At 46.5% G+C, this 11,047-nt stretch carries 10 protein-coding genes and 1 pseudogene; 5 read left to right on the top strand and 6 right to left on the bottom strand.

The window, feature by feature from the left end; translation table 11 throughout:
- Positions 1-674, top strand: a 674-nt coding sequence (locus JGK36_RS31620) for a transposase (protein WP_293201309.1), incomplete at its 5' end; no start/stop codon positions are given.
- 1,023 nt (positions 675-1,697) lie between these two features.
- On the opposite strand, the gene JGK36_RS31615 is transcribed toward JGK36_RS31620, so the two are convergent.
- Both JGK36_RS31615 and btpA read right to left on the bottom strand, forming a co-directional pair.
- A complete protein-coding gene (locus JGK36_RS31615) occupies positions 1,698-2,624 on the bottom strand; it encodes a vitamin K epoxide reductase family protein (RefSeq protein WP_293185307.1) in 927 nt (308 codons plus the stop codon).
- 540 nt (positions 2,625-3,164) lie between these two features.
- Positions 3,165-4,049, bottom strand: a complete 885-nt coding sequence (gene btpA, locus JGK36_RS31610) for a photosystem I biogenesis protein BtpA (protein WP_293199131.1) — start codon at positions 4,047-4,049, stop codon at positions 3,165-3,167.
- A gap of 313 nt (positions 4,050-4,362) precedes the next feature.
- On the opposite strand from btpA, the gene JGK36_RS31605 reads away from it, so the two are divergent.
- Positions 4,363-5,358 (top strand): SGNH/GDSL hydrolase family protein, encoded by a 996-nt coding sequence (locus tag JGK36_RS31605; protein WP_293192650.1) that lies wholly within the window; start codon positions 4,363-4,365, stop codon positions 5,356-5,358.
- 350 nt (positions 5,359-5,708) lie between these two features.
- Here JGK36_RS31605 and JGK36_RS31600 read toward each other — a convergent pair whose 3' ends face one another.
- From JGK36_RS31600 to JGK36_RS31595, 3 genes are all read right to left on the bottom strand, one after another.
- Positions 5,709-6,761: a Gfo/Idh/MocA family oxidoreductase gene (locus JGK36_RS31600; protein ID WP_293185321.1), complete on the bottom strand. Its 1,053-nt coding sequence runs from the start codon at positions 6,759-6,761 to the stop codon at positions 5,709-5,711.
- Positions 6,762-6,867: 106 nt separating this feature from the next.
- Positions 6,868-7,128 carry a zinc ribbon domain-containing protein gene (locus JGK36_RS34045; RefSeq protein WP_367120258.1) on the bottom strand — a complete coding sequence of 87 codons (261 nt, stop codon included), beginning with the start codon at positions 7,126-7,128 and terminating at the stop codon, positions 6,868-6,870.
- The gene (locus JGK36_RS31595; protein WP_366039026.1) at positions 7,031-8,062 is read right to left on the bottom strand and encodes a transposase; all 1,032 of its coding nucleotides are present in this window, start codon (positions 8,060-8,062) and stop codon (positions 7,031-7,033) included. The genes JGK36_RS34045 and JGK36_RS31595 overlap by 98 nt, the downstream gene beginning before the upstream one ends.
- Positions 8,063-8,281: 219 nt before the next feature.
- Here JGK36_RS31595 and JGK36_RS31590 point away from each other — a divergent pair, with 219 nt between their 5' ends.
- The 3 genes from JGK36_RS31590 (at position 8,282) to JGK36_RS31580 (ending at position 10,023) form a co-directional block, all read left to right on the top strand.
- A complete protein-coding gene (locus JGK36_RS31590; protein WP_293199133.1) occupies positions 8,282-8,572 on the top strand; it encodes a hypothetical protein in 291 nt (96 codons plus the stop codon).
- A 28-nt stretch (positions 8,573-8,600) separates the two neighbouring features.
- On the top strand, positions 8,601-9,281 hold the full coding sequence (locus JGK36_RS31585; RefSeq protein ID WP_293185299.1) for a PEP-CTERM sorting domain-containing protein: 681 nt from the start codon (positions 8,601-8,603) through the stop codon (positions 9,279-9,281).
- 109 nt (positions 9,282-9,390) lie between these two features.
- Entirely contained in the window at positions 9,391-10,023 is a 633-nt protein-coding gene (locus JGK36_RS31580) for a PEP-CTERM sorting domain-containing protein (RefSeq protein WP_293192659.1), read from the top strand.
- Positions 10,024-10,057: 34 nt separating this feature from the next.
- Here JGK36_RS31580 and JGK36_RS31575 read toward each other — a convergent pair.
- A pseudogene (locus JGK36_RS31575) lies at positions 10,058-10,957 on the bottom strand (PrsW family intramembrane metalloprotease); the annotation flags it as partial.
- Between the last annotated feature and the right edge of the window lie 90 nt (positions 10,958-11,047).

Below are 11,047 nucleotides of genomic sequence, written 5' to 3'. Positions count from 1 at the left end.
ATAACGACTTTGCAGCCGGTGTTGATTTGGGGCTGAATAATTTAGTGGCGCTAACTTCAAATCAACCGGGATTTATCCCGCTGTTGATTAACGGGCGGACATTGAAATCGATCAATCAGTTCTATAACAAGCGCTCATCGCGATTACAATCCCAATTGAAAGGGAGGCGCAAAACTTCACCTCGGATTCAACGCTTAACTCGCTGTCGCAATCAAAAAGTAGACAATTATTTGCATCATACGAGTCGCAGGATTGTTGATATTTTGGTCGCGCAACGAATTGGAACGTTAGTAATTGGCAAAAACGCACAGTGGAAAACCGATATCAACCTCGGAAAACAGACTAACCAAAACTTTGTCAGCATTCCTCACGCGCAGGAGGAATCTTTTACCTCCAAAGCCAATTTCTTGGGCTTAGATCCAATTCCTGTTTACGGAAAAACAAAAACAGAACCTGTATTTACCGGAAAACGAATTAAGCGAGGTTTGTACAAAACATCGACTGGTCAGTTGATTAATTCTGACGTGAATGCTTCTTACAATATTCTCAGAAAAGCAATCCCAAATGCGTTCAGCGATGGGATAGGGAGCTGCGTAGTTCAGCCGAGGCGGGTCAATCCGCTTAAAGTGAAAGTGAAGGGGGAGGGACTTGAAGCCTCCCATGTCTATAAATGACTATACTTTTATCAGCTATTACTACATATCGTTTTTACGTCTTCACGGGGTTCTGCTCAGTCGATTTTATATTTTTGATTTTAGACGATCGCAATTTTTCGGTTGTGCGGTGTGGCAGATGCGTGGATTGTTGATTTTTGATTGTCGAATTGTTTAGTTTTTCGGTGCGCTATGCTGGTTGGTAATTGGTAATTGGTGATGGTAATTGGTAATTGGATTCTAAGCTTTTAAAACGCCACCTTTTTTCTGATATTTTTTATAAGTTTGTGGCGGTCGGTAAACCGGACATCCTTACTATGAGGGCATCACAGAATTGCGAAGAGTTGTGTTTGATACCATATCCACCATAAACCCAAGAGACCCTTTCTACCGATTACCGATTACCTTTTACCAGAAAGAATTGGTTTAAAGCCGGAACCTTTGAGGGAGAAATGAAAATCAGACTATTCATTACTCCAATCCTCTTCCTTCTAGGTAGAGATCCTCTCAAACTGTCAACTGTCAACTGTCAACTGTCAACTGTTGAACCACTTACCGATTACCATAAAAAATTGGTTTAAAGCCGGAACCTTTTTCGGGATAAATTAAAATCCGACTATTCATTACTCCAATCCTCTTACTTTTTTTGTCAAGTGCTACCCGTGCGGTCAACTGTCAACTGTCAACTGTCAACTGAACAAAGCGTCCGCTAATCTTTCGATCGAACCGCTATATCAACGCAGATAATTTTCAGAATAGCGATCGAATGAGTGCCATTTGAGTGTAATGACTCTGGCAGCAGAAACCCGGTTTCTGGAGTTTTTGTGTAAAATTTATAGTATTTATTCGCAGACAGCCTAGTAGATAGTCACCACTTTTTGGCAAATTTCGACCTGACTAATTTTTACTAATTTATAAATATTAATCCTAGATGGCAGATTTGAGATTAATTTCGCAGCACTAGGAAACGAGCAAATAACTTGCCTACGGATATTTACTGCTTCACCATCTAAAATCTGTCATCTAAAATTTCTAACTATTCTGTCAGTTTTGAAAGTTGCGCGGGCCCGTGTAACCGGATAAATCGGCGAGTTTATCCAAAGTTTGCGTCCCCGAATAAAACTGACCTTGAATCTCCCAAGTCGGGAAACCTTTAATATTCGTAGCAGCAGCTTGGCAAATTTCAGCACGGGAATTTTGCCCTTTCGGATCGCATTCAAAATAATCAATTATTTTGGCTGCTTCTTTGCCGAATAGCATTTTTTGGTCGTGGCAGTGGGGACACCAGTAAGCACCGTATTCTTTGGCGTCAATTTGTCGGAGGTGGCGGGCTAAAGCAATTTGTGCAGGGCCGGAGGTTGTAGTCACGGCTGGGGGTAGAATTCCGGGGGTAGAAGAAACAAAAGGAGCAGGTGAACTGACGCTGTTATACAGTCCCAAGGCGCCGATCGAACTTACCATCATTACCAAAATACCTGTAAACACCAACTGTCCGATATCTTCCCACTCGCGGCCGACTAGCACCAGCACAAACAGCGACAGCGCAAATACGGCGGAACTGATGCAGTAAATGCAGAGTTCCTTAATTTCAAAAGACATCAAATACATCAAATAGCTGCTGAAGATTACCATCGCAGCGGTGATGATAAATAGCGCTTGCCAAGTTTGATTTTCTAGTTGAGAGTGCAGACCTTTATTGGTGTCTGGATTGACGGCTTTGGGAGCGAGTGCCAAAATTGCGATGCTCAGGTAAGCCAGACAACCTAATAAACTTAAAGGCACTGTGCCAAAAACTGTAGCGTAGGGACTGTTGAGAACTTTGTCGCAGCCGCTGGTGGGACAAATGACTGAGCCTGTCGTGAATTTAGCGATCGTCAGATAGGCCGTTTCTACGACGCCGATGGCTGCGATGGCTGCGATCGCAGTTCTAGACCAGCGATGAATCCAAGGGGTTGAACGTCGGCGAATCATTTTTTTGATTTGGTAATTGCTAATGGGGAATGGGGAATGGGGAATGGGGAATGGGGAATGGGGAATGGGGAATGGGGAATTGAAAATTGAGAATTGAGAATTGAGAATTGAGAATTGGGCAAACAGGGCATTGGGCATTAGAACCAACAACTAACAACAAACATACATACGATAAATAACATATAGCACTTCTCAAAAAGGTTCGCGGACGTAGTTGGGCTTGTGCCCAGTTTAGTGCTTATATAAGCTGTCAGTCATACCTCATCTTTCTGAAAACCGCTATAGAAGCACCAACAACTAACTAATGCCCTCTTTGGCCGATGCCCTCTTTGGCCGATTCCCTCTTTGGCCGATTCCCGATGCCCTCTTTGGCCGATTCCCTCTTTGGCCCATTCCTATTTTACATTTTACTTCCGACCCACCCCAAAACGGGTATTTGGTTTCCGACACGAGGGTCAGAGTCGATACTAAAATTTTAGACTTTTGTTCGAGTTCCCAGATGAATCTGTGGACTCAAATCTAAAATCTAAAATCTAAAATCTAAAATTGACTGACTTTGCCCGGTTCCGGTGTTGACCCTCTTGAACCATTTGTCTCAATGTTTTGTTGTTCGAGCTCTTTCTGGGAAAAGCTGCGGCGGGCGGCTTCGACAAACTGACTGACGCGGATCGGATCGATCGGCTGCTCGATGCGGCCGTTTCGCTTCAGGGAACTCGATACAATTACACCATCGGCGGCTTGCATGAGCGTGGAAACGTTTTCCCACGAGGCGCCGCTGCCGATGAAAACAGGAATTTCCCCCGCTGCTGCACTCGCGAGTTCTAAGTCTTCGAGATTGGGAGGGCTGCCGGTTGTCCAGCCAGAAAGGATTACGGCGTCGGCTAAGGCGCGCCCGATCGTCTCTTGGACGGCTGTGGTTAAGTTGGGGCTGCCGAGGGGGCGCCCGTGCTTGACTAGCACGTCTGCGAATATTTTGACATCGCTGCCCAATTCCCGGCGGTAGCGCAGTAGCTGGTGAGCTTGGCCTTCAATTAAGCCTTGATCTGTAGCCATGATGCCGTTGAGGACGTTGACGCGGATGAATTGGGCTCCCGTGCAGGAGGCGATGGCGATCGCGCTGTGGGCGTCGTTTCGTAGCACGTTAATACCGATCGGCAGTGTCACCAGATTGGTTAGCCTCTCGACTACCAGAGTCATGGCACTTACCACAGCCGGATCTACGCTGTCTTTGGCAAAAGGAGCGTCGAAAAAGTTCTCGACTATGATACCGTTTGCGCCGCCAGAAGCCAGCGCAGTAGCCTCTTGCTCGGCTCTTGAGATAATAGCTTTGAGGTTCCCGCCCCAGCGGGGAGAAGTTGGCAAAGGCTGTAAATGTACGACACCGATTATGGGATTCGGCGTTTTGAATATTTGTTTTAAGTCCACGGGTTTCCTGAAACCACCAATTTCACTGACGGCTGACGGCGGGTTTTGACGGTATATTCTAGAATTCTATATCCACGGGGGCGATTCGGATGACTCAATTGTGCGGGGACTGTCGGTAAAAGCCGGAATTTAGCAGCGGTTAGTCGATTTCAGATTTTAGATTTTAGATTTTAGATTTTAGATTTTAGATTTACTTGCAGTCTGTCGATTTACTCCAGACATGAATCTGGGGGCTTGAACTTTGGTTTAAAATTTTGGCATCTCCCCGACTTTTGTGCCCAAGCAAGTATCCGTTTTCGATCGAGGTTAATTCTTGAAAGTTGTTCTGCTCGTTTTGGCCCTCACCTCCGGATTGTGGGCCACAATCGAAGTGCTGCTGCGCGTGCTGCTGGGTTTTGGCAATCCCTTGATTTACATTGCCGATGCCGAGTGTGGCTATTTGTTGGCGCCCAACCAGAGGGTGCGCCGTTTGGGCAACCGGATCGAGATTAACGAGTATTCGATGCGTACTGGATCGATCGCCCCAACTCCCACTCCCGAAACTCTGCGTATCTTGCTGTTGGGTGATTCTGTCGCCAACGGCGGTTGGTGGACAGATCAGACAGATACCATCTCGGAAATTATGGCTCGGCAGTTGAGCCTGCAAGTACAGAATCTGACGAGCGATTCACAATCAGGTGCAAAAGTCAACTATTCGGATGTTGAAGTTCTCAACGCTTCAGCCAATTCTTGGGGGCCGAGGAATCAACTTGCTTATGCGAAGCGGTTTGGTGTTTTTGGAGCAAAGGTTTTGGTTTTGCTGCTGAATACGGACGATTTGTTTGCATCGGCTCCCTGTGCTGAAGTTGTGGGGCGCGATCGATCTTATCCCGATCGCCAACCTCGATCGGCGACACTAGAGTTATTGAGCCGCTACCTGCTACCAAAAGTGCCGGCTCGCCAATTAGCACCACCAGCAGCCGAAAGCGATGTAGTCGGCTGCAACTTAGAAGCTATTCACCAAATCCAGAAAATAGCAGTATCGGCCAACGTCAAGTTTTTGCTAGCCCTGACGCCGAAGCGGGGCGAATTCGGCGACTCTGGCTCTCGCGACTGGGAAATCAAGGCTAGAGAGCGTCTCGCCGAACTCGTCGAACGTGAGAAAATTACTTACATAGATTTTCTTCCCATTTTCAATTGTGCAGCCAATTGTGCGGCTCAAATTTCAACTTTGTATAGAGACAGCATTCACCTCAGTCCTCAAGGAAATCAGTTAGTTAGCAAAACCATCAGCCGTCAAATAGTCGCTGTTTTTTTACCTAAATTGTAATTTGAGTCAAAAACAGATACTTGCCATACTTAGATTGTAGAGAACCCAAAATTTCAATTTTAGTTCAAGCCCTCAGATTCATCTTTGGAGTCAATTCTTTCATCTCAAATCTCAGATTTCAAATCGACTGTTGAATCCCCCTATAGAGGATAGGAGTCAATCTCAAATTGAAAATTGAAAATCTCAAATCGACTGTTTAAGCCCTCAGATTCAATACTGCAAGTCAATCTCAAATTGAAAATCTCAAATCGACTCACATCGAATCCGGTTGCGCCCGAACAGTTACCCTTTTCAACGAACAACCAACCCAAACTGTAGAAGCACCCGGAAACGACACAATTTTTGTCGATTTAGCTAACTTGCAAAGTAGACTCTAGCTCTTTGGGATACCAAGCTTGACCGTCGAGAGCCATTTGCTCGATCGAACTTGCAAGCCGAAGAGCTTTGAGAGCTTGTTCTCCTCCGACAGAAGGCTGATTGCCACCCCGCACGCAATTAATAAAATGCTCCAATTCTGCATGGAGCGGTTCAATATTGCTGGTGTAGACTTTCTCGATCAACCCATCTTGACGGTAAAGCACCTGACCGTAATCCGTCACGTAATTGGCGGTTGTTTGTCGGTGAATCAAGATTTCGTTGTTGAGAAAATCTGCCTCTGTCAAAGAATTTTTGCAGTGAGCGGCGATTGAACGGAGTTTGCGATGCGTCACCTTGCTGGCAGTCAGAGTGGCGACTATGCCGTTAGCAAAGTTCAGCGTCGCTGTTACGTAGTCTAAATAACCTGAATCTGAGGCCCTGCTGCCGCTGGCCGTCAGCTTCACCACTGAAGAATCTGCCAATTCCAAGAGCAAGTCGATGTCATGGATCATTAAATCCAAAACTACCGATACGTCGTTGGCCCGATCGGAATAGGGACTCATCCGATGAGCTTCCAATGCCAGTAATTCTTCAGTTTTCAGCACTTTGCCGAGTTCCTGAAAAGCTGGATTGAAGCGCTCGATGTGACCCACTTGTAAAATCCGGTGGGCTTCAGCAGCCGCATTGACCAAAGATTCGGCTTCAGCAATGCTAGCCGCGATCGGCTTTTCAATTAAAACGTGAACCCCTGCTTGGAGACAAGACATCCCCACAGGGTGGTGCAGGCGAGTTGGAACGGCGACGCAAACTGCGTCTACGTGGGCAAGCAAATCCCGGTAGTCTTCAAAGAAGCGAACCCGGTATTTGCTTGCTACATCAATTCCCCGCTCTACATTTATATCTGCAACACCTACGAGTTCGATATCTTTGAGCAAGCTCAGAACTCGCGTGTGGTGCTGACCCATATTGCCAACTCCAATAACCCCAATGCGGAGGGGTTCGAGTTGACTTCGCTGACCGAAAACATTTCCGTATCCCAATGACATCCTATCTAGCACTCCTGGATTCTCCTCCACCACAGGAATCAAGCCCGTTGGCTTCCCGATCGACTCACAGCCATCCAGATAGTACCACAGTCAAACTATTTGTAAACTACCCCACGACCTTAAGCCGGGGGCTTTCTGTAGCCCTGATGCAGTCTGCAAGGTTGCAAGACAACACCGAACCTCCGAGCATGTTTACGGATGCTCCAACGATTGAAATCACCTTTGAACCATTCTCATCAGCATCACAATGATTGCCACAGTGTCCACACTTAAACACTTTGCCACTTCGATAAGACTTGCCTTTTATCGGATGAATGTGCAAGCACTTGTGGCAAGTTTGGCTGGTGTAGGCAGGATTGACAGCCACCACTTCCACCCCGTATTTCACGGCTTTGTAGCTCAGAAACCATCGCAGTTGAAAGAATGCCCAACAGAAGCGAGCGTCTACGTTCCGTCTTGCTTCGAGGTTGCTGATTGGTGCGTTCTCTAATTCCTGTCAGATCTTCAATCGCAATGATGGCATTGTGTTGAAGTGCAGACAGCACAATCAATTTGCTGATGTTATGGTTTAGCCAAGTTTGATAGCGACGTTCACGTCCCGACAGCCGTTGCAAAATCTGTCTTGCCCTGCGGCGAGTAGATCTTGTGCCTTTCGAGGCTTTTTGTTGGAGCGATGCTCTGACTCTGGCAAATTTGTCTCTAACGTCCGTTATCTGCTTTCCATCCCACTGATCGCCAAGGCTGGTAACTGCAATATCTCTGCGACCGAGATCTACGCCAATCACTCGTTTGGATGGGATGGGATCGGTCGCCTCAGACTTAATCTGGATGTTGACGTAGTAGCTTCCATCCTGACGCTTGCACAAGGTCGCACTGCTAGGATTCGCTCCCTTAAGCAGTCCAACCTGGTAATTACCAATGGCAAGTTTGAAGCGTTCCCGACCGCCCACCAACGTCAGGCTAACCGTCCAATCCTTCTCTCTAAAAGCAAAGATTCGAGCGTCATAGTCAACGCTAGTTGGCTTAAATGCTCGGACGGGATTGCCTTTTTGTTTGGCGGTTTTACGGTTGCTAGAGACACGGGCGATTGCCCGAATCGCTAAGTTGGCAGACAGCCCAAATTGCTCCCTCACCTGCTCATAAACCAAGCCTTGAATGCGGGGTTTATTTGTCAGCTTAGGGTCAACAGTTTGATTGATGTAGGTGCAAGCATCAGAAAACGCCTGAAGCGTTGCCTCCAACTTAGGGGCAACTTCGGGAGAGACTTCAATCTTGCAAGCTACTGTCAAAACTTGTTCCATACCGCTAATTATATCACATATGACTAAAGATAGCTCAAGGCGGCGGTCGGCGCAGCAGCGTTCCTCTCCAAGTCGGTAGCCAGGGGCTTCCCGCCGGTTTTTCGGTGAAGAATTTCTAAGACAGGTGAAGAAGAAACAGGGAAGAAGGCAGGCGACAGAAGCCAGAAGGCAGACGGCCAAAGGCAGTAGGAACCCGATCCCTTTTCAGGGAATTGGGTATTGACAAAATCGCTAAAATATGAAATTGAATCTGTGAAGCCTAGTTATCCCGATCGTGAATCGCCCGACACATCGCCACAATACAAACTGATCGGCATATTTTTCCAGGACGATCGAACATTTCTGTTGTTTGGGCAAAAAATTCCCAGTCAACAAGTAACAAATAATACAAATTTCGGAAAAATGCCATCCGTAGTAATTCGATATTTAGATTGGGCAATCTTTGAATTGAAAAGAATTTATGTTAAGAATGGGCATACTTACTGGCGATCGCTGTCAGCAACAAACTAAACTTAAGTAAAATCTGATGAGGCCGACTATGAATCAAAAACAAAGGCAGAGATTAGGAAGTGCGATCGCCAGCACAATTTTAAGTTTGGCAGCCGTGTCATTGGTAGGAGTTGACAAAGCACAAGCAGCCGTCCTCACCTACAATTTTCAAGTGGCCGGATCGAGCGGTTTTTTTAAATTGAGTAACTCCTCGCTTACAGGCGGAGAAACTGAACAAATAGCAGTTTCTGAGGGACAATTTAATGGTTTTACAGCTCCCTCTGGCAGGGGCCTATATGAAGAAAAGCCACCTCAAAAATACCACAATTTAGCAGGGGCAAAAGCTGAGTTCAAGGGTGGGGAATTTCAGGGACTGATAGCAAGCGGTGGCGACTACTCGATTTCAGAAACTAACATTCCGGATGCAGAAGGAGGGCCTGTTTATACTAGATATGAGGGCTCGGCAGTTTGGCGTATGTATCCTGCTATGGGCAATGGGAAACCTTTGTTTTGGGGATACAGTAGTATCCTAATTACATACTTAAGTGGCGGTCAATTAAGACAAATAATAGACCGAGGTGCGGGTCAACAGCTTAACTACGTGCCTATGTCTTACACCCTAGTGGATACGGCAGCCGAACCGGTTCCCGAACCCTTAACATTTGCGGGTACAGCTTTAGCACTGGCTGGTTTGAGTTGGTTTAAATCCCAGAAAAAAAGGGCGGTATGATGGGTGCGATCGCTCTTAACAACAAACAGTGAAGGGCGGTTTTAAGAAGAAAAATCAGACCAACAATCACAGAAAATCACGCCAATTTAATGTAGCGAAGAGGCAAATTATGAATCGGAAACAACGGCAGAGATTCGGAAGTGCGATCGCTAGCACAATTCTAGGTTTTGCAGCGGTGTCAGTGGCAGCAGTTGAGAAAGCACAAGCAGCCGTCCTTACCTACAATTTTCAAGTGGAAAAGGGTGGAGGTAGTGGTTTTTTTAAGTTTAGTGATTCCTCACTGACAGGAATAGGATCTGAAAAAATTGCAGTGGGTGAGGGAAGATTTAACACCCCTATCAGGGTCTATAAAAATGACTATGATTTAGCAGGGGCTATAGCTTTATTTAATCAAGGGAATTTTCGCGGACTGCAAGCATCGGGTGTGGAGTATGCGACGAGAGAAGAGGCACGAGGAGGGACTGATTACATCAAGTTTGAGAGCAGGGCAACCTGGTATATGGGTACCGAGGAGGCGATCAGTACGTGGGCATCTTATTTCTGGGGGTATGGTGAGACAATAGTTAGCAACAGGCAGGGTTATTTGGGCAGAGGTCGTACAATTATCAGCAGTGCGCGGGTTTCTTACTCCCTAGTGGATACCGCAGCCGAACCAGTTCCCGAACCGATAACATTTGCAGGGACAGGTTTAGCACTGGCAGGTTTAAGCTGGTTGAAACACAAGAAAAAAATGGCAGCTTGACGCGCGGGGCTGTTAACAATTAAGCTCTCAGCAATCATTTTTCGGAAAATATTCGAGTTGCAAAATTTTGCGATCGATTGGGAGACAAAGCCCGGGCTTTCAAAATTGCGGCTACTAAAAACGCATAGGACAAAACTCCGACTAATGCTAGCAAAAGTACGCTGACTGCACCTGACGCATTCCACAAGGCGTGAAGTGCGGAAGCGCTGAAATAACCTACGCCTAAAATTTGCCAGCGCTTCGTGGGTTTGAGTGCGCTCAAACCGATGAAATATCCCAAATAGCCGCTGTAAGCCATGTGTCCGGCGGCGGAACCCAAAATTCGGGGAATTAGCAATTGCAATCCTACTAATTGTCCGGCTTCGGGGCCTGCTTGCAGGGTGACATTTTGGATGATATGGGGGACGTACTGTCCCAGGGTTTCTAATAGTGTAAAGCTGACTGCTGAGGCACTTCCTAATAAAATTCCGTCTAATGGTTCCCAAACGCCGATGCGATCGCGCCACGGATTTTTTAGCAAATTGCCCAGGATCAAAGCTCCCAAAACGGGCAAGGCTTTCAGCAATTCTTCCATCAGACCCGCCCCGAAGAACATTCTGATTAAAAAAGGCAAAAAACTGATTTCTTCGCCTTCTGCGGGCAAGCGACCGGGCAAAATTTCTCTAAATACTAATATAAATCCAATCAGTAAGGGGCTGAGCAATATCAGAACTGTAGCTAAAGCGGTACCAAGCAATACCCACCACGGCTTGTGTTTGCCGCACAGTTGATAGATAAAGTAGTAAGCCGCACCGGCGAGGTAGGCTGACAGCAGAAAGTTGAATGCTACGGAATTTCCGACGGCGACAAACATCGACACGACAAAGATAACTGTGGCAATACCTGGATATAAATAGGCTTTTTGACTTAATTGTTTGCCCGTGGAGGCGATCGGTATGCCTCTAATCATTAATTTATTGGACAAGACTGGACAATGCGTACATGGCGATCCATAATACTAATATGGCAAAGTACGTGAAACCAA

Origin of the sequence: Microcoleus sp. PH2017_35_SFW_U_B, from assembly GCF_020737865.1 — a bacterium.
Classification (GTDB): Bacteria; Cyanobacteriota; Cyanobacteriia; order Cyanobacteriales; family Microcoleaceae; genus Microcoleus.
This window is presented reverse-complemented; position numbering and strand designations above follow the sequence as displayed.

Bases quoted from the DNA above. Each gene is read 5' to 3' on its own strand.
- JGK36_RS31615 (WP_293185307.1), bottom strand. From the start codon at position 2,624: ATGATTCGCCGACGTTCAACCCCTTGGATTCATCGCTGGTCTAGAACT.
- JGK36_RS31600 (WP_293185321.1), bottom strand. From the start codon at position 6,761: ATGTCATTGGGATACGGAAATGTTTTCGGTCAGCGAAGTCAACTCGAA.
- JGK36_RS31595 (WP_366039026.1), bottom strand. From the start codon at position 8,062: ATGGAACAAGTTTTGACAGTAGCTTGCAAGATTGAAGTCTCTCCCGAA.
- JGK36_RS31585 (WP_293185299.1), top strand. From the start codon at position 8,601: ATGAATCAAAAACAAAGGCAGAGATTAGGAAGTGCGATCGCCAGCACA.
- JGK36_RS31580 (WP_293192659.1), top strand. From the start codon at position 9,391: ATGAATCGGAAACAACGGCAGAGATTCGGAAGTGCGATCGCTAGCACA.